Here is a 17,667-nt window from a genome sequence, read left to right as displayed (position 1 = left end):
CCCGGTTAGAACTGGATGCGCGGCGGCTCTGAGATGGCCGCGACGTTGTCGACCTCAAAGAACTGACGCTCAGCAAAGCCCATGCCCCGCGCGAACAGGGTGTTGGGGAAGAGCTGAATCTTGGTGTTGTATTCGCGCACGCCGCCGTTGTAGAACCGGCGCGACGCCTGAATCTTGTTCTCGGTGTCGACGAGCTCGCCCTGCAGCTGCAAGAAGTTCTGGCTGGCCTGCAGCTGCGGGTATGCCTCGGCAACCGCGAAGATGCTCTTCAGCGCCTCTTGCATGTGCCCTTCAGCAACCGATGCTTCGGCCGGGCCGCCGGCCGAAATGGTTTCGGCGCGTGCCTTCGTCACGGCGTTAAACACGCCGGATTCGTGGGCCGCGTAGCCCTTCACTGTGTCCACCAGGGTCGGGATCAGGTCGGCACGGCGCTTCAGCTGCACCGTAATATCGCTCCACGCCTCATCGACTCGCACACGCAACGTGACGAGGGAGTTGTAGGTGATCCAGACATAACCGATCAGAAGAACAAGGACACCTACGCCGACGAGCGCGGCAATCAATCCACCAGACATGCTCGAATACTATCGACCTCAGTGCGTAGCCAGCTGTGGATTAACCGCGTTTCAGTCTCCCAGCACTCGGGTGAGGTAGGGGTTGCTGAACACTCGATCGGGGTCCAGTCGATTGCGTACCGCCACAAACTCGTCAAACATCGGGTAGCTCGCGCGCAACGAGGCCGCCCGCTGCGTGTGCATTTTGCCCCAGTGGGGGCGCCCGTCGTGCGCGGCAAGAATCGCTTCGGCCTCGCGAAAATAATCGTCTTCGGCGTCGCGCCAGTACCGGTGCACGGCGATGTATCCGGTTTCACGGCCGCTGGCCGTCGACAGCATGAGGTGGTCTGCCGCGGCGGCGCGCACCTCAATCGGAAAGGAGACGTTGTAGCCGCGGCCCGTAATCAGCTGCCCGAGCTCGCGCATCACCTCGGGCACCGCCGCAAGCGGCACCCCGTATTCCATTTCGCGAAACCGCACGCGTCGGTTCGTCACCAGCACCCGATGCGATTCACCCGCGTAGCTGCGACGACTCGACACCTGTTCGACCAGCCGGTTGATGCGCGGCACCGCCCCCGGTATCAGGCTGCCCACCGCCGAGCATGCGCCAAACGCGACGTTGTTCGCGAGCTCCTCATCGAGCAGCCTGGCGACCCGGCCGAGCGGCGTGTGGGCAGTGTCGAGCGGCAGCCGGGTGTTGGTTTTGGTGCGCACCGATTGGGTGTGCGGAAACCAGAAGAATTCGAAGTGGTCGGCTGCGCGCACGCGCTCGTCAAAGGTTGCGAGCACGTCATCGAGCTGCGCGGGGGCCTCCTCGGCGCGCAGCAGAAACCTGGGCACGCACTGCAGCGTCACCGTGAGCACGACCCCGAGCGCCCCGAGCCCGAGCGCCACGGCGGGCAGCAGCTCGGGGTGGTGCGTCGCATCAATCTGCAGCACCTCCCCTGTGCCCGTCACGATTTGCGCGGCGACGATACCCGTCGCGATGCCACCAAACTCGAGCCCAGTGCCGTGGGTGCCCGTTTGGGTGGCCCCCGTGATCGTTTGCTTATCAATGTCGCCGAGGTTCGGCATCGCCAACCCCAGCGGTTCCAGCAGCGTCGGCACCTCCCACAGGTGGGTGCCGCCCCACAGCGTGACCTGCTGCAGCTTGGTGTCTGCGGTGACGAGCCCGCGCATGCGGCTCAGATCAATTCTGATCCCGTCGGTCGCCCCAATCGCCGTAAAGCTGTGTGACGCCCCAATCGGTTTCACGGTGTGCCCCGTCTCGCGGGCCCGCAGCACCGCCGCGACCACCTGCTCGGCAGAGCGCGGCGCGGCGATCACCGCGGGCAGTGAGGATTCGGTGCGCGCCCAGTTCACCCATCTGCGCGTCATAGAAAGCACTTCCCTTCGCCCCGGTACGTCGCAAGCGGGGCAAGCGCACGCCCCTCGCCATCAATCGGCACCAACTCGGTGGTGTGCTCCATCACCTCACCGGCTTTCGCGTGCCGCAGCCACACCCGATCGCCGACGCTCATGGCGCGGGCGGCATCGCCACGCAGCGGCGTCTGCACCTCGCCTGCGCCCTCTCGCGCCTCGTAATGCAGGCCCGTGGGCCACACCGGCTGGGGCGACCGATCGGCGGCGGCGGGCCCCGAGGCGATCCAGCCGCCGCCCAGCACCGTCACGCGGTCGGGCGTGGGCTTGCGCACCACGTCGAGCCCAAACGCGACCGCGGGCGCCACGTCAAACCCCGTGTAGTGGTCAAACAGGTGCGGGCCGTACAGCCCGCTGCCCGCCGCCACCTCGGTGATACTGGGTTCTTGGGAGGTGCGTTCAAGCGACCCCGTGCCGCCGCCGTTCACGAACTCAAGATCGGCTTCGCCGCGCACCAGCGCAATCGCGGCCGCGCGGCGCTCGACAAGTTCGCTGCTGCTCGCGCGCTGGATGGCGCGCAGCATCGCCCCGGTGGCTGGGCGGCCTGCCGGCCGGTCGGCAACACCGGCAATCTGGGCCTCGTAGGCCATCACGCCCACGAGGCGAAACCCTGGTCGACCCGAGATATGGCGGGCGAGCCATTCGGCTTGCGTCGCATCGTGCACGGGCGACCGGCGCACCCCAATGTGCCCGAGCCCGGGCGCGCGCCACGATGCATCGAGGTCGATGCACACGCGAATGTGTTCGCGGTGCTGCGGCGACGCGACGGCGTCGATCAGGTCGAGCTGCTCGGGGCTGTCAATCATCACGGTGACCCGGCTGGCAAGCATAGGGTTCAAGGCCAGCCTGGTGAGCGCGGCACGATCGGCGGTCGGATACCCCACAACAACATCGGTGATACCGCCCAGCTGCGGCGCCGCATCGTCGTCGGCCGCGAGCCACAGCGCCTCGGCGAGCGTGTACGCGAGCACCCCCTGATACCCTGGCAGCGCCAGCACCGCGGCGAGCACCCCGCGCGACCGCACCGACTTACTGGCCACCCGAATGGGCAGGCCGCCTGCGCGACGGGTGAGATCGAGCGCGTTGCGCGCGAGCGCCGCAAGCGAGAGGGCCACCACGGGCGCGGGCATGGCACGGGTCGCGGCGTCAAAGGCTGACCAATATTGATCCGGATCATGCCACGGTTCAACAGCGGGTCGCCAGTGACTCAGAAGATCGATGGGCATGGTCTCACTGTAGGGCCGGGGCTAAGCCCTGCGCACCCCCAATTTTGCGGCCGGTCGCGAAAAGCTCGCGGCCGGGCGCCCGATCAGTCGCGTGGGCCGCCGGTGCGGTCGCGCCACCACGCGCGCACCCGCATCGCGAGGCCGAGCACAGCGGCGCCCAGCAGCGCGAGAATCAGTACGATCTTGGCAAACAGCATGTTCCTCGCCCCGTGATTTGTGCCGCGATGCCACAATGATCGCCGTCACTGCAATGTACACGATGACCGCGGGCGACGACCCCTCGGCTCATCCCACGCCGGGGCCGTAGCCCCACAGCACCAGCAGCACGAGGCCGTATGACAGGACGGGACTCACCGCTGAAGGAGAAAAACAGCCACAGCACCCAGCACGCAAGCACCGTAACGAGGGCGGCGCGACCGAAGTGGGCGCGCGTGCTGCGGGGCCGGGATCGTGTCATACCCCGATCGTAACCCGCGAGGGCCTGGGGCAGGTGAGGTGTCAGCCCCGGGCATAGTGACCCGGGTGGCCGCGGTGTTGGGCACCGGTGCCGAGCCGGTGCGCTAGATTACCCGCGCTTCTGCGCAAAGAAGTAGCCGCGGGAGGTCCACTCGAGTACCGACTCTTCATCGGTGCCCCACACGTTGTGGTCGATGACGATCAACCCGACGTCGCAGTACCGCTTCAGCTCGCTCTTCCCTCGTGGCGATCGGGAAGCCCTTCGTTGGAATCGCATAAACCAGACCAACAGACGTGGCGCATTTAGGAATTTAGTTCAAACGTCGCCCAGTTGCCTCACCCTGGGGGTTTCTTCTCCGAGCCACAGCGGAAATAGCCCCGAAGATCACTCAGAAATACATCGATCGGGGCACCGTCATCCTTACCTAATCCGTACCGGAAGCGACCTGAGACACTTTCTTGGTAAACAAAAATACCCCTACTTCCCTTATAAATAAAGGGAAGTAGGGGCACCGCGTTTGTCCCCCCACAGGGACTCGAACCCTGACTGTGCTGATTTTAAGTCAGCTGCCTCTGCCAATTGGGCTATAGGGGGCCTCGTCTATCGTGCCATAGATTTGGATGTAGTAAGCCCCGCCGTTGGGCAGAACGGCGGGGCCTACGGTCTATTGGGCCTCAGATTATGAGCTGAGGCGGCCGCGCAGACCCGCGAGCTGGGCCGTCATTTCGGCCGGCAGGCGATCACCGAACTGCGCGAAGAATTCCTCGGTGAGGTCGGCCTCGGCGAGCCATGACGCGGGGTCAATCGCGAACAGCTCGGCCAGGTCAGCCTCGGGCAGGTTGAGGCCATCGAGCTTCAGCTCGCCAGCCGCGGGCACCGTACCAATCGAGGTGGTTTCGCCTGAGACGTCGCCCTCAACGCTGCGAATCACCCAGTCGATGACGCGCGAGTTGTCGCCGAAGCCAGGCCACAGGAAGCGGCCATCGGCGCCCTTGCGGAACCAGTTCACCTGGAAGATCTTGGGAGCCTTGTCGCCCAGCTTCTTGCCGATCTCGAGCCAGTGGCCCCAGTAGTCGGCCATGTTGTAGCCGCAGAAGGGAAGCATCGCGAACGGATCGCGGCGCAGCTCGCCCACGGTGCCCTCTTGGGCCGCGGTCTTCTCTGACGAGACAGTCGCGCCCATGAATACGCCGTGCTCCCATGAGAGCGACTTGGCAACCAGCGGAATGTTGGTCGCGCGACGGCCACCGAAGAGGATCGCGTCGAGCGGCACACCGTTCTGCTCGTACCAGTCCTGAGCCAGCGTGGGGGTCTGCTGGATCGGCACCGTGAACCGTGAGTTCGGGTGCGCGGCAACGCGACCCGAATCGGGGGTCCAGTCGTTGCCCTGCCAGTCGATGAGGTGATCGGGCACCTCGTTCGTCTTGCCCTCCCACCAGACGTCACCGTCGTCGGTCAGCGCGACGTTCGTGAAGATGGTGTTGCCCCACATGGTTTCAACTGCCACAGGGTTCGTCGTCTCACCGGTGCCGGGAGCGACGCCGAAGAAACCGGCCTCGGGGTTGATGGCGTACAGGCGACCATCGTTGCCCGGGCGCAGCCACGAAATATCGTCACCGATCGTCTCGACCTTCCAGCCGGGGATGGTGGGCTGCAGCATGGCGAGGTTGGTCTTGCCACAGGCCGACGGGAATGCCGCTGTCAGGTGGTAAGCCTTGTTCGTTTCGGTGTTGGTGAGCTTGAGGAGCAGCATGTGCTCTGCGAGCCAGCCCTCGTTCTTGCCCATGACGCTCGCAATGCGCAGCGCGAAGCACTTCTTCGAGAGCAGCGCGTTTCCGCCGTAGCCCGAACCGTATGACCAAACCTCGAGGGTCTCGGGGAAGTGGGTGATGTACTTCGTGTCGCTGCACGGCCATGCAACGTCTTCCTGACCACACTCGAGCGGAGCACCGACGGAGTGTACGGTGCGCACCCATTCGCTGCCGGGGGTGATGCCGTCAAGGGCAGACTGACCCATGCGGGTCATGATGCGCATGTTCAGCACGGCGTAGGGAGAGTCGGTGATCTCGATACCGAGCTGCGTGATGGCGCCGCCTACGGGGCCCATCGAGAACGGCACGATGTACATGGTGCGACCACGCATCGAACCCTCGAACAACGGGTTCAGCTCGGCCTTCATGTCTGCCGGCGCCATCCAGTTGTTCGTGGGGCCGGCGTCTGCTTCATTCTCAGAGCAGATGAAGGTGCGGTCTTCAACGCGCGCCACGTCAGCGGGGTGCGACCGTGCAAGATAGCTTCCCGGGCGCAGGTTCTTGTCGAGCCTGATGAGCGAGCCGGCCTCAACCATTTCGGTCGTGATGCGGTTCCACTCGTCTTGCGAACCATCGCACCAGACAACCGTTTCTGGCTTCGTGAGCTCAGCCACTTCAGTGACCCATGCGATGACTTCAGCGTTCTCAGTCGTTGCCTGATCTCGAATCAGGTCAGCAATGGTCAAGACGGCCTCGGCTGTTGCGTTACTGCCCATAACGTTACTTCTCCTCGCACATCACCCCGGTTGGGTGAATAATCGGTGACATCTCTAGTTTCAGCCCCGTTCACCCCCCCAAGTGGAAAATAGTGGTGGAAACTTTGCCACTTTTTGACGTATAGTCAACTTCATGCCGTTCGATTCATTGCACACCCAAAGCCTCGCTGACCTCGATCGCCTGGTTTTGGGCAAACGAATTCGCCATCTTCGCACCCAAGCTGGCCTCACGCTGGGCCAGCTCGGTGACCGGGTGGGCGTTGTTGCCAGTCAACTTTCGCTCATCGAGAATGGTCGCCGTGAACCCAAACTCTCTCTGCTTCAGGGAATTTCGCGTGAACTTAAGGTGGAGCCGGCCGAGCTGCTGCGTCGCGAAGCTCCCGATCCTCGCAGCGCACTGGAAATCGAGCTCGAGCGCGCGCAGTCCTCGCCCGGCTATCTGCGGCTCGGGCTCCCCCACGTGCGCACACCGCGCACGCTGGGCGACGAAGCGCTCAAGTCGCTCGTCGGGTTGCACCGTGAACTCGCGCGCCGGTCTCGCGCTGCGGCGGCCTCGAGCGAGGAAGCTCGCCGCGCAAATACTGAGATCAGGCTGCAGATGCGCGCCCGCGACAACTACATTCAAGACATTGAGCTGGTCGCCTCAGATCTCATGCGCCGCATCGGGCACGGCCCGGGCGCTGTGACACACCGCGAGGTCTCGATGCTCGCCGAGTTGCTGGGTTTCACGCTCTTCTTCGTCGACGAGCTACCCTCGAACACCCGCAGCATTACCGACCTTGAAAATGGGCGCATCTATTTGCCCCCCGCTTCGATCCCCGGCGGCCACGGCCTAAGGTCGCTCGCGCTGCAGGCTATGGCCCACCGCGTGCTGGGGCATGAGGAGCCGTCGAGCTACGCCGAGTTCCTCGAGCAGCGCATGCAGATCAACTACTTCGCATCGGCCTGCCTGATCCCCGAAGCGCGAGCCGCTGAGTTCTTGCAGCAGGCCAAGCGCAACCGCAACCTCGCCATTGAGGATTTCCGAGATGCATTCGGTGTCACCCACGAGGCCGCCGCGCACCGCTTCTCAAACATCGCCACCAGGCATCTCGATCTGCAGGTGCATCACTACCGCGCCGACGGCGCTGGCGCGCTCGTGCGCGGGTATGAGAACGACGGCCTACCGTTCCCCAGCGACAGCTCCGGATCCATCGAAGGACAGGTGCTCTGCCATAAGTGGGGTGGGCGCAGTGCGTTCAACCGCAAAAACCGCACCAATGAGTTTTACCAGTTCACCGATACCCCCGAGGGCACGTTCTGGACGAGTGTGCAGACCGGTGACGCCGAGCAGGGGCCGTTCGCGATCGCCTGTGGTGTGCGCTTCAATGATGCGAAGTGGTTTCGCGGCACAGAGAAAAGTGGGCGCATGCGCTCCACGTGCCCCGACGAGGATTGCTGCCGCCGACCCAATGACGATTTGCTTGATCGCTGGCGCGGTAAGGCCTGGCCGAGCGCCCGCATGCACCAGCACGTACTTTCGCCGCTGCCGACGGGAACATTCCCCGGGGTCGATGACGCCGAGATGTACGAGTTCTTGGCACAGCACGCCCCCAAGGAGCCCGGCACCGCCACGAACTAGCTGGCCCCAAATAACAAAAATGGCAGTTATTCAGAAAATCGCTTTCTGAATAACTGCCATTTTTATGTGTTGGCGCGAGCGCCTACAACCTAGGCCTTGGGGCGCGAGGCGAACTCTTCGAAGATCGCACGGGGCTGCTGTGTTGCCTCAATGTTGACGACGTCGCGGCTCAGGAAGAAGTGGCTCATCCAGCCACCGAATACACGCCACTTGCGCTCCCACGTGGGAACTGCGAGGCCGTGGTAGAAGCGGTGTGCGAGCCACGCGAAGTAGCCCTTCATCGCGAACTTGCCCGACTGGAACACACCGGTGTTCATGCCGAGGCCGGCTACCGCGCCAGCGTTCTTGTGGTTGTACTCGCGCACACCCTCGCCGCGCAGGTCGGCAACGATGTTCTTGGCGAGCAGGCGACCCTGGCGAACAGCGTGCTGTGCGTTAGGAACGCAGAAGCCGCCGGGGCCGGGGGTTGCCGAGATGTCGGGGGTCTGCGACGTGTCGCCTGCAGTCCATGCCCCCTCGAGAGCTTCGCCCTCTTCGGTGGTGATGCGCAGTGACGGGCTACCGATAACGTGGCCACGGCCACCAATCGGCAGGTCGGTGCCGCGCAGGAACGGACGGGGCATAACGCCTGCGGTCCAAACGATGAGGTCTGAGCCGAAGGTCTCGCCGGTCGACAGCTCGATGTTGCCATCGACAGCCGATGAGAGCTGGGTGTCGAGGTGGATGTCGACGCCTCGACGGGTCTGGTCCTTGACCACCCAGTTTGCGGTGTCCTGCGAAACCTCGGGCATGATGCGACCCATGGCCTCGACGAGGTGGAACTTCGTCTCGTCGAACGTGATCTCGGGGTAACGACGCAGCAGCGAGGTCGCGAATGAACGCAGCTCAGAGATCGTCTCGATACCTGCGAAGCCGCCACCCACAACGGTGACGGTCAGCAGACGGGCACGCTCGGGTGAACCAGCGGGCAGCGAGGCTGCGCGCTCGAAGTTGCCGACGAGGCGATCGCGCACGGCAACGGCCTCTTCGATCGTCTTCATCCCAATTGCGTTGTCGGCGATGCCGGCAATGGGGAAGGTACGCGACACTGAACCGGTCGTGACCACGATGTGGTCGTACGCGAAGTCATAGGCTTCGCCGACGTTCGGCGTGATCGTTACTGACTTGGTTGCGTGCGAGATCGCCGTGACCTTGCCTGCAACGTTTGCCGTCTTCGACAGGTGACGACGACGTGCAACTACCGCGTGACGGGGCTCGATCGAGCCAGCCGCTACCTCGGGGAGGAAGGGCAGGTAAGCCATGTACGGCAGCGGGTCGACGATGGTCACCTCGGCCTCGCCTGCACGAAGAAGCTTCTCGAGCTTCCAAGCGGTGTAGAAGCCGGCGTAGCCGCCGCCGACGATCAGAATCTTCTTCGCCACGAAGTAGTCTCCTTGATGCAATGTGCCAAATGTGCCGCGTGCGGTTGCAAAACGCGGGCTCGCCCACGAATGCGGGCACAGAAAAAAGGGGTGAAACCACCCGAGAACAAAGTGTACTCGCTCTTTTTAGCGAGCAACGCCAGTTCAGCGGAAAATCCTACTAAAACACTTGAATCAACGCGAAAACCGCATTAATACGAAATATTTAGCGAGCTTCCGGGCTCCATCCGCAGCGTTCGAGCGCGAGGTCGCCAATCGGGTTCACGCCGGGGCCTGCCGCGAGGGCGTGACCGATGAGCGCGTGGAGGCACTTCACGCGGGTGGGCATGCCACCTGCGCTGATGCCCGCAAGCTGGGGTACTTCGCCGACGCTGTCGCGATCTGCGATGTACTGCTCGTGTGCACGCGCGTACTGCGCACGAATATCTTCGTCTTCGGCGAGCAGTTCGTTGAACTCGTTCATCACGCCAACGGCCTCGAGGCGAGACGCCGCAGCGACCGCGTCGGGGTGGCTGAGGTAGTAGAAGGTGGGGAAGGGCGAGCCGTCGGGCAGACGGGGTGCCGTGGCCACCACGGTGGGTTCACCGGTGGCGGTGCGGGCGGCAATGCCCACTACACCGCGGGCTTCACGGCTGAGCTGCTCGCTGACCGCGGCAATGTCGGCGGCGGTGGGGGCGTCGTATGGGGGGCGGCTCATGGCTGCGGGTCCTTCGTTGTTGATTGCGGGTCTGGTTCGGGGGCGAGCCCCGCGGCAAGAGTGGATGCCGCGAGGGTGCGGGCCCAATTCGATTCGGTGCGTGACAGCTTAGCGTTCGTTTCTTCTTCAGATTCGACGGGCATCACGACGTCATCAATGACATTGAGCTGGGTCTCCCCCGGCAGCACATAGTACAGCCGGTCGCGGGCTTGGGACCTGATGTACACCGGGTCCTTCCACATCGCGCGCTCGGCGTCGATCTCATCGACGGCTTGTCGATGCTCTGCGACGCTGCGGCGCAGCTCGGAGATTTCTCGCTGCTGCGCCACAAACGTCGACAGGCTGGGGCTCACAATGAACCCGCCCGCGAGCACCAAAATGACAACGAGCACGGTGAAGCCGCTGAGTTTGAGACTCGAGGCCCATGCCTTGAGGTCTTCAGCCCAGTGCTTCACCGTGCTCCTTATCGATTACGGGTAACTATTACGCGGTGAAGCGGGGGAACGCAGCGCGGCCAGCGTAGTGTGCGGCACCGCCGAGCTCTTCTTCAATGCGCAGCAGCTGGTTGTACTTTGCGACACGGTCGCTGCGTGCGGGGGCGCCGGTCTTGATCTGACCGCAGTTGGTTGCGACTGCGAGGTCGGCGATCGTCACGTCTTCGGTTTCACCCGAGCGGTGCGACATCACGGCGGTGTAGCCCGCGCGCTGTGCCATCTGCACGGCGTCAAGCGTCTCGGTGAGCGTGCCAATCTGGTTCACCTTCACCAGGATCGAGTTGGCGGTGCCCTGCGCGATGCCCTGAGCGAGGCGCTCGGGGTTGGTGACGAAGAGGTCATCGCCAACGAGCTGCACGCGTGCGCCCAGTTCGTCGGTGAGCTGCTTCCAGCCATCCCAATCGCTCTCGTCGAGGGGATCCTCGATCGAGACGAGCGGGTAGCGATCCATCAGATCGGCGTAGTACGCGATCATGTCGGCCGCCGAGCGCTCTTTGCCCTCGAACGTGTAGACGCCGTCCTTGTGGAACTCGCTCGATGCAACGTCGAGCGCGAGCCCGATGTCGCGGCCGGGCTCGAAGCCGGCGCGCTTGATGGCCTCGAGGATCAAGTCGAGTGCTGCCGAGTTGTGGGGCAGGTCGGGGGCGAAGCCACCCTCATCGCCAAGAGCCGTCGTGAGGCCCTTTTCCTTCAGCAGAGCCTTGAGCGAGTGGTACACCTCAACGCCCCAGCGCAGGCCTTCCGAGAAGCTCTCGGCGCCCAGCGGCACCGCCATGAACTCCTGGATGTCAACGCCGGTGTCGGCGTGTGCGCCACCGTTGATGATGTTCATCAGCGGCACGGGAAGCGTTGCCGCGTTGGGGCCACCGAGGTAGCGGTACAGGGGCAGTTCAGCCGAGGCTGCTGCAGCGTGAGCAACCGCGAGGCTGACGCCCAAAATCGAGTTTGCGCCTACGCGCTGCTTGTTGTCGGTGCCGTCGGTGTCCTTCAGCACGCCGTCGATGATGCGCTGATCATCAGCGGCAAAACCTTCAATGGCCGGGCCGAGCTCGTCGAATACAGCGTCGACAGCCTTCGTGACGCCCTTGCCGAGGTAACGGTCAGCGTCGCCATCGCGCAGTTCGTATGCTTCGAAGGCGCCAGTCGACGCTCCTGAGGGAACTGCAGCGCGTCCCACCGAATCGTCTGTGAGGCCAACCTCGACCTCAACGGTCGGGTTGCCCCGCGAATCGAGAATCTCGCGTGCAATCACCGCGTCGATATATGCCACCATGCGCTCCTTGGGGTTGTTCGGATGCTCCGGATCGCGCCGCCTAAACGAGGCTGGCGCGGGTGTGCGGCGGCTGTTTAGCCGCCCCACACTAGTTTAGGGTGTTGCCGCGCGTAGACCGGGGGAAGGCCTGAGAATTGGCGCGATCCGGGTCATGAATCGGCCGGTTCGCGCGCATCAGCATCGGCATTCTGTCGCCAGAGGGCCGGTGCCGAGCTGCGCGCGTGATTAGTTCATGTCGGGCGGGCCTGCCTCAACGGCGGCCGGATCCATGTACATAAACTCGAGCACGTTGCCATCGGGATCTTCAAGATCGCGGGAGTACATGAACCCCATGTCTTGCGCCGGGCGAGGCTCGGTGCCGCCCGCGGCAAGACCGGCGGCGAGCGTCTCGTCGACCTGCGCGCGCGAATCGCGTGAGATCGCCAGCAGCACCTGCGCGGTGTCGTGCGCGTTGGCGACGGGCTTGTCGGTGAAGGTGCCGAAGAATTCGCGCGTCAGCACCATGAAAAATACCTCGTCGCTCCAGACCACGCACGCTGCGTTGTCATCAGTGAACAGCGGGTTGATTTCGCACCCGAGCGCGACGTAGAACGCTTTGGAACGTTCGAGATCGTCGGTGGCCAGATTAACGAATATTTGGGTACTCATGGGTCCTCCTCGGGTCGTGGGCAGTGCTAACCCTTGAAGGGTTGCACCGCCCACCGCCCGAGTCAATGCCCTGGCCTGGGACTTAGCTTTGCAGCGGGCGAATCTCGAGCGCGTCGACGTCGCTCATTCCCGCGCGCACGTTGGCGATGCTCGCGAAGCCCTCGCCGACGACCCGGGCCAGCAGCGCCTTCATGTTTTTCTGACGCTTCTCGAGGCGCACGCGGTGCCCGCGCTCGATGAGCGCGCGCTTCAGCACGAGCAGATCAGCGAACTCGACGTCGGTGTCATACACGAGCGCAACCGACTCGGGGCCGGTTTCTTTGGGCAGCGAGATGAGGTCAACAACGCGCTCGAACCCAATCGAGAAGCCCACGGCGGGCACGTCTTGGCCGAGGAAGCGGCCGACCATACCGTCGTAGCGGCCGCCGCCGCCCACCGAGCTGCCAGAGCCCGGGTGCGCAACCTCGAAGATGGTGCCGGTGTAGTAGCCCATGCCGCGCACCAGCGTCGGGTCAAAGCGCACCTCGACGCCCTCGGGCAGTGCGCCCGCGAGCGCGTCACCGAGGTCAGAAAGGTTCGTGACGCCCTCTTCGGCGGCGCCTGCGGGCAGCACCGCCGCGATTGCTTCGCGCGTCAGCGCAATGCCGTCGCCCTCAAGCGCGGGCTCAACGGCCTGCAGCACCTCACCGAGGCGCTCGGCTGCGGCCGCGTCGATCTCGCGCAGCTCGTCAACGACGCCCGCGGCACCGATCTTGTCGAGCTTGTCAATGGTGATCAACGCACGATCGTGCGTCTCTTCGGCAAAGCCGCAGTGCGCGAGCAGGCCGAGCAGAATGCGGCGGTCGTTGATGCGAATCACGCAACCCGTGAGCCCCAGCGCCGCGAGCGCCTGCGAGGTCGCGGTCACCAGTTCAATCTCGGCGATCAGCCCAGCTTCACCGATGATGTCGATGTCGGCCTGCACAAACTGGCGGTAGCGGCCCTTTTGGGGGCGCTCGGCCCGCCACACGGGAGCGATCTGCAGTGAGCGGAACACGGGCGGGAGGTCGGCGCGGTTCGTCGCATAGAACCTGGTGAGGGGCACCGTGAGGTCGAAGCGCAGGCCGAGGTCGGCGAGCTTCTCGGCGTCGCCAGCTTCGGTGGCTGCGGCGAGCTGTTCGGGGCGAATGCCGCGCTTCAGAATCGAGAACGACAGCTTTTCGTTGTCGCCGCCGAGCCCTGCGTGCAGCCGGGCATGATCCTCGACTACGGGCGTCTCGATCTCGTCGAAGCCGTGCGCGCGGTACACCCCCTTGATGACGGAAAGCGCGTGCTCACGACGTGCTTTGTCTGCGGGAAGGAAATCGCGCATGCCGCGCGGCGAGTTCACAGGAGAGGCCATGTGCCCATTCTTTCATTACTGCGGGCGGGCGCGCACCACGGCCCGCGCCAGCTAGTCGAAGATCACCGAAACTTTGTCCGCGGCCCCCGGAGTCGCCGCAAGCTCGAGTGCTTCCAACGCGCGGTCAAACGGGATCCGGTCGCTGATGATCAGCGCGTACTTCTCCCAGTTAGCTTCAATATCATCGGTAATCTCAAAAATCTCGGTCGGGTACCCCATCGAGAAGACGATGTTGAGTTCCGTGACCAACAATTGATCGAAATTAAGTTCGACGGGCCGCTTGTGCACCGCAACGATTGCCAATGTGGCCCCACTTTTAGCCATACCTGCGACCTGCTGCGGTACTACAGCGACACCGGCAGCATCGAGATAGATATCAGTCGCGGGGCGTACACCGCGCGCCATCATCGTGGCGCCGTCACCATGCAGTTCGACAAGGCGTGCTGCAACGTCTTCGGAGGCTGAATTAATAACGGCGTCTGCACCGACCTGCAATGCCTTCTCGAGCCGTGCTGGCACGACGTCGATAACGACAATGTGCGCGGCCCCCTTACGGCGGTAGCTAAGCAGTGCACCGAGACCGATAGGGCCGGCACCAAAGATCACGACTTTATCGCCGACTTGTACTCCGCTGCGATTCACCGCGTGCAACGCGACGGCCATTGGCTCGTTCAGTGCCGCCACTTCCCAGGGCACCTCTTCTGAGATCTTCCTGAGCTGCACCCCCGGCTGGTAATCGTGGACGACAATATATGGGCTGAGCGCTCCTTGATTGCCGCCTGAGCCGAGCAAACCATCACTAAACCGCATGGTGTCGATCACGACATGGTCGCCGACCTCAAGCCCTTCGACTCCGGCACCAAGTTCAACTACCTCAGCAGCGGGTTCATGACCAAGCGGGGTTGCTCCCTGGTTCGGAGGGATTCCGCCCATCTGCGCATAGTGCGCGTCGGAACCACAAATGCCGCATGCCTTCACTTTCAGCAGCACCTCGCCTGGCCCTGCTGTGGGCTGCTCGATCTCAACCCATTCGATCTGGTTGGGGCCGGTGATGTAGACGGACTTCATAGTCGTGTTCCTCTCGACAAGCAGCATCGCGGGCGGGTACCACGCGATTTTCGAATACCTTAACACTGTTCGGAAATATCCAACAGATGCTGTTCCCGTAGGCTGAGGTAGTTACCAGGCAGCCCGACCCAGCCGCACGATAGGGGTAATCATTGACGACTCAACGACCAGGCCGGCCGCGCAGCTCCTCCCCCGACGAGGTACGCGACATTGCATTCGGGCTCTTCGCCAAGAATGGATATGCCGCCACTTCGCTGGCTGAAATTGCACGTGCCGCAGGGATCAGTCGTACAACACTGTTCTCATATGTCCCAGCGAAGCGCGACCTGGTCTGGGACGAACTTGATGAGCGCCTCGAACTCGCCCTTACCGGGCTAACCGCTAACCGCGAGCAGTCTCCCGTCGACGCGATTGTCGATGCTCTCCTCGCGTTGGCACGCCACGGCATCAGCGAGCATGATGCTTTGGCCGAACGATGGAATATCGTGCGCGAAGACCAGGAGCTTCGGGCATCATTGATGCAACGATCAGAGGAACTCGCAGTACATCTCGCACGGGGTGTTCGTGAGCTGGCGCCGGCCGCCGATGTCGAACTAACGGATCACGTGGTGCGGGCGCTGCTCGCGGTCTCGACCAACTGCACCGAGGCGTGGGCCCAACTTCCCACGGTCACTATGAGTCTTGATGAGTACACCGCGATCCAATTGCAGCCGTTTGCTGATGCACTGCGGCCGCTGCTCGAGGGCCAATCCGACCACTAGCCCAATAGCGAGGGATTAGGGCATCGTCCCGCGATCTCTGTCTTTACACGATTCGTCGAGTTCTGCGCGAGCGATAACATGCGAGAGTGCACACCCTTCACGCGCCCCACGGCATCACAATTGCCTGGGGTAAAGCGCTGCCCGATCGGCGCCAGGCGTCGCGGCGCATGCTGCGCAGTCTGCTGCGCTCGCAGCTGGGCGAGGGCTTCGAGCTCATTCAGCAATGCCCAGCGTGTGGCAGCGCCGCGCATGGTCCTTTGCGTGTGGGGCTCAACGCGGCAGCTTCGGCCGCAGGCGATATGTCTGCCTCGGGGGCAGTGGCTGTGCCCCGCTCAGTGCCCCGCGCAGTGCCCTGCCCAGTCCCCCTCGTGAGTGTGAGCTACGCGGGGTCCCTCGTCGTGGTGGGCGTCGCGCCCGCGGGCGCCTCGGCGTTTGGCATTGACGTGGAGGTGGACTCCCCCGCGACGCGTGCGGCAGTGACCGAAGCGCTCGGCGGGTCGGGCGAACGGGGCGCATCATCGCGGCTGGGTACGCCCGGGGTGCCCGGTTCGCTTCCTCAGGTGCGCGATTGGACGCGTCTTGAGGCCATCGCCAAAGCGCACGGCCGGGGATTGCGCGGAGATTGGGCAGCGTACGCTGCGAGCGCTGGCACCGGCACCGGCACCGGCACTGGCGCGCTGGAGTGCTTCGAGCTGGCGCTACCGGGTGCCCCCGCAGGCATCATCCTGTCGATCGCGCACAAGTAATCGCCCGCGAGCTACCGGCCGCAATCTATTTGTTGCGCGGCAACCGCGGCAGCTTCGTGTCGCGCAGCCACGACTGCCACAGGCCATCAAGCGCGGCACCGCCGGCGTCACCGCTGAACTTCGCAACGTGAGCGATGAAATCGTCGGTTGAGGCGAGCTGGTGCCGCCGCGATGTCGCCCATTCCAGCAGCATCGCGCGAAACACGTCGTCGCCGAGCGTGCGCCGCAGCGCTTCGAGCAGCAGGGCACCGCGTTTGTAGACGCGGTCATCGAACATGTCGGTGGGGCCGGGGTCGAGCAGTCGCAGATCCTGCGGTAATGATGCGAGCAATGCGTAGTGTTCCTCGGCACAGGCGGCGAGCGCCGGCCCACCCGAGGCCTCTGACCACACCCATTCGGCGTAGCAGGCGAATCCCTCGTTCAGCCAGATGTCTTCCCACCTGCCGATGCCCACGCTGTTGCCAAACCACTGGTGCGCGAGTTCGTGCGCGATCAGGCGTTGTTCTGCGGGGGCGCAGTGGTTGACCCCGAAGGTGGCCATCCCCTGGGCTTCGAGGGGAATCTCGAGGGCTTCTTCGGTGACGACGATCGTGAGGTCTTCTTGCGGGTATGCCCCAAACCATGTTTCGAACACGGTCATCATCTGTTCGATGGGGGCAAATGCTTCGCGTACCTGGGCGACTTGAGCGGGCGGGGTGACGATGCGGGCCGCCCCGAGGAAGAATTCGGCGTAGTACCCCACGTGGGCTGCGAGCAGGTAGCTGGCGGTGGGAACGTCGCTGGTGAAGGACCAGGTGCGTCGCCCGCCGCGCGTGGTCACTGACCCTGGCGCTCCGGTGACGGCGACGAAGAATTCGCGGTCGCAGGTGAACCGAATGTCGTAGGTGCCGCGGTCGTCGACGCGGTCATTGCAGGGGAACCAGGTGGGTGCGCCGTTGGGCTGCGAGGCCACGAGCACACCGTTTTCGAGTTCTTCCCAGCCAATGAGCCCCCACCGTGACTTCAAGGGGGCCGGGGATCCCGCGTACTCGATCGCGAGTGTCAGCTGTGACCCCGCCGGCACCGTATCGACGAAACGTATCTTTAGGCCCAGGTCATCTTGCGCGACGGCCTTGTGTACTTTGCCATTAACGCGCACTTTGCCCGTTTGTAGCCCCGCGAGGTCCACCCGAATCGATTTCGTGGGTTCGAGTACTTCCACCGACAGCGTCGCGCTGCCCTTCAGGCGGTTGGTGCGCGGCGTGTAGTCGAGGTCGAGCCGGGTGTGCCGCACCGCGTATCTGGCATCACCAGACCGTGGCACGTAGGCGTGCGGGGTGTACGAGTGGGGCTGCAAGGTGCGTGGCATGTCACATAATTTCTGGGTGTGGGGGC

At 63.9% G+C, this 17,667-nt stretch carries 16 protein-coding genes and 1 tRNA gene; 3 read left to right on the top strand and 14 right to left on the bottom strand.

Annotated features, from left to right (window positions below; translation table 11 throughout):
* Positions 1-5: 5 nt before the first annotated feature.
* From JOF28_RS13570 to JOF28_RS13545, 6 genes are all read right to left on the bottom strand, one after another.
* Complete coding sequence (locus tag JOF28_RS13570; protein WP_209706333.1) at positions 6-575, bottom strand: LemA family protein; 570 nt, start codon at positions 573-575, stop codon at positions 6-8.
* A 51-nt stretch (positions 576-626) separates the two neighbouring features.
* Positions 627-1,931, bottom strand: coding sequence for a D-arabinono-1,4-lactone oxidase (locus JOF28_RS13565; protein ID WP_209706331.1), 1,305 nt, complete (start codon positions 1,929-1,931; stop codon positions 627-629).
* On the bottom strand, positions 1,928-3,199 hold the full coding sequence (locus tag JOF28_RS13560) for an amino acid deaminase/aldolase (protein WP_209706329.1): 1,272 nt from the start codon (positions 3,197-3,199) through the stop codon (positions 1,928-1,930). The genes JOF28_RS13565 and JOF28_RS13560 overlap by 4 nt, the downstream gene beginning before the upstream one ends.
* Positions 3,200-3,764: 565 nt before the next feature.
* The gene (locus JOF28_RS13555; RefSeq protein WP_209706327.1) at positions 3,765-3,932 is read right to left on the bottom strand and encodes a hypothetical protein; all 168 of its coding nucleotides are present in this window, start codon (positions 3,930-3,932) and stop codon (positions 3,765-3,767) included.
* A 244-nt stretch (positions 3,933-4,176) separates the two neighbouring features.
* Positions 4,177-4,250 (bottom strand) — tRNA-Leu (locus JOF28_RS13550).
* Positions 4,251-4,335: 85 nt separating this feature from the next.
* Entirely contained in the window at positions 4,336-6,183 is a 1,848-nt protein-coding gene (locus JOF28_RS13545; RefSeq protein ID WP_209706325.1) for a phosphoenolpyruvate carboxykinase (GTP), read from the bottom strand.
* A 133-nt stretch (positions 6,184-6,316) separates the two neighbouring features.
* Here JOF28_RS13545 and JOF28_RS13540 point away from each other — a divergent pair, with 133 nt between their 5' ends.
* Positions 6,317-7,804 carry a helix-turn-helix domain-containing protein gene (locus tag JOF28_RS13540; protein ID WP_209706323.1) on the top strand — a complete coding sequence of 496 codons (1,488 nt, stop codon included), beginning with the start codon at positions 6,317-6,319 and terminating at the stop codon, positions 7,802-7,804.
* An 89-nt stretch (positions 7,805-7,893) separates the two neighbouring features.
* Here JOF28_RS13540 and JOF28_RS13535 read toward each other — a convergent pair whose 3' ends face one another.
* From JOF28_RS13535 to JOF28_RS13505, 7 genes are all read right to left on the bottom strand, one after another.
* Complete coding sequence (locus tag JOF28_RS13535) at positions 7,894-9,225, bottom strand: NAD(P)/FAD-dependent oxidoreductase (RefSeq protein WP_209706321.1); 1,332 nt, start codon at positions 9,223-9,225, stop codon at positions 7,894-7,896.
* A gap of 205 nt (positions 9,226-9,430) precedes the next feature.
* Complete coding sequence (locus JOF28_RS13530) at positions 9,431-9,922, bottom strand: DUF501 domain-containing protein (protein ID WP_209706319.1); 492 nt, start codon at positions 9,920-9,922, stop codon at positions 9,431-9,433.
* On the bottom strand, positions 9,919-10,377 hold the full coding sequence (locus JOF28_RS13525; RefSeq protein WP_209706317.1) for an FtsB family cell division protein: 459 nt from the start codon (positions 10,375-10,377) through the stop codon (positions 9,919-9,921). Before JOF28_RS13525 ends, JOF28_RS13530 begins: the two co-directional genes overlap by 4 nt.
* Positions 10,378-10,405: 28 nt before the next feature.
* A complete protein-coding gene (gene eno / locus JOF28_RS13520; RefSeq protein ID WP_209707139.1) occupies positions 10,406-11,686 on the bottom strand; it encodes a phosphopyruvate hydratase in 1,281 nt (426 codons plus the stop codon).
* A 228-nt stretch (positions 11,687-11,914) separates the two neighbouring features.
* On the bottom strand, positions 11,915-12,337 hold the full coding sequence (locus JOF28_RS13515) for a VOC family protein (protein WP_209706315.1): 423 nt from the start codon (positions 12,335-12,337) through the stop codon (positions 11,915-11,917).
* Positions 12,338-12,419: 82 nt separating this feature from the next.
* A complete protein-coding gene (gene hisS, locus JOF28_RS13510) occupies positions 12,420-13,718 on the bottom strand; it encodes a histidine--tRNA ligase (protein WP_209706313.1) in 1,299 nt (432 codons plus the stop codon).
* A 51-nt stretch (positions 13,719-13,769) separates the two neighbouring features.
* Positions 13,770-14,786: a zinc-dependent alcohol dehydrogenase gene (locus tag JOF28_RS13505; RefSeq protein ID WP_209706311.1), complete on the bottom strand. Its 1,017-nt coding sequence runs from the start codon at positions 14,784-14,786 to the stop codon at positions 13,770-13,772.
* Positions 14,787-14,938: 152 nt separating this feature from the next.
* Here JOF28_RS13505 and JOF28_RS13500 point away from each other — a divergent pair, with 152 nt between their 5' ends.
* Complete coding sequence (locus JOF28_RS13500) at positions 14,939-15,547, top strand: TetR/AcrR family transcriptional regulator (RefSeq protein WP_209706309.1); 609 nt, start codon at positions 14,939-14,941, stop codon at positions 15,545-15,547.
* Positions 15,548-15,633: 86 nt separating this feature from the next.
* The gene (locus tag JOF28_RS13495) at positions 15,634-16,293 is read left to right on the top strand and encodes a 4'-phosphopantetheinyl transferase family protein (protein ID WP_209706307.1); all 660 of its coding nucleotides are present in this window, start codon (positions 15,634-15,636) and stop codon (positions 16,291-16,293) included.
* 25 nt (positions 16,294-16,318) lie between these two features.
* On the opposite strand, the gene JOF28_RS13490 is transcribed toward JOF28_RS13495, so the two are convergent.
* On the bottom strand, positions 16,319-17,641 hold the full coding sequence (locus JOF28_RS13490) for a M1 family metallopeptidase (protein ID WP_209706305.1): 1,323 nt from the start codon (positions 17,639-17,641) through the stop codon (positions 16,319-16,321).
* Positions 17,642-17,667: the final 26 nt, after the last annotated feature.

Source organism: Leucobacter exalbidus, assembly GCF_017834145.1.
GTDB classification, from domain to species: Bacteria; Actinomycetota; Actinomycetes; order Actinomycetales; family Microbacteriaceae; genus Leucobacter; species Leucobacter exalbidus.
This window is presented reverse-complemented; position numbering and strand designations above follow the sequence as displayed.

What these genes read in the sequence shown, in the direction of transcription:
- JOF28_RS13530 (WP_209706319.1), bottom strand. Translation starts at nt 9,922, where the DNA reads ATGAGCCGCCCCCCATACGACGCCCCCACCGCCGCCGACATTGCCGCG.
- JOF28_RS13515 (WP_209706315.1), bottom strand. Translation starts at nt 12,337, where the DNA reads ATGAGTACCCAAATATTCGTTAATCTGGCCACCGACGATCTCGAACGT.
- JOF28_RS13555 (WP_209706327.1), bottom strand. Translation starts at nt 3,932, where the DNA reads ATGCGATTCCAACGAAGGGCTTCCCGATCGCCACGAGGGAAGAGCGAG.
- JOF28_RS13540 (WP_209706323.1), top strand. Translation starts at nt 6,317, where the DNA reads ATGCCGTTCGATTCATTGCACACCCAAAGCCTCGCTGACCTCGATCGC.
- JOF28_RS13560 (WP_209706329.1), bottom strand. Translation starts at nt 3,199, where the DNA reads ATGCCCATCGATCTTCTGAGTCACTGGCGACCCGCTGTTGAACCGTGG.
- JOF28_RS13505 (WP_209706311.1), bottom strand. Translation starts at nt 14,786, where the DNA reads ATGAAGTCCGTCTACATCACCGGCCCCAACCAGATCGAATGGGTTGAG.
- JOF28_RS13545 (WP_209706325.1), bottom strand. Translation starts at nt 6,183, where the DNA reads ATGGGCAGTAACGCAACAGCCGAGGCCGTCTTGACCATTGCTGACCTG.
- JOF28_RS13565 (WP_209706331.1), bottom strand. Translation starts at nt 1,931, where the DNA reads ATGACGCGCAGATGGGTGAACTGGGCGCGCACCGAATCCTCACTGCCC.
- JOF28_RS13490 (WP_209706305.1), bottom strand. Translation starts at nt 17,641, where the DNA reads ATGCCACGCACCTTGCAGCCCCACTCGTACACCCCGCACGCCTACGTG.
- JOF28_RS13570 (WP_209706333.1), bottom strand. Translation starts at nt 575, where the DNA reads ATGTCTGGTGGATTGATTGCCGCGCTCGTCGGCGTAGGTGTCCTTGTT.
- hisS (WP_209706313.1), bottom strand. Translation starts at nt 13,718, where the DNA reads ATGGCCTCTCCTGTGAACTCGCCGCGCGGCATGCGCGATTTCCTTCCC.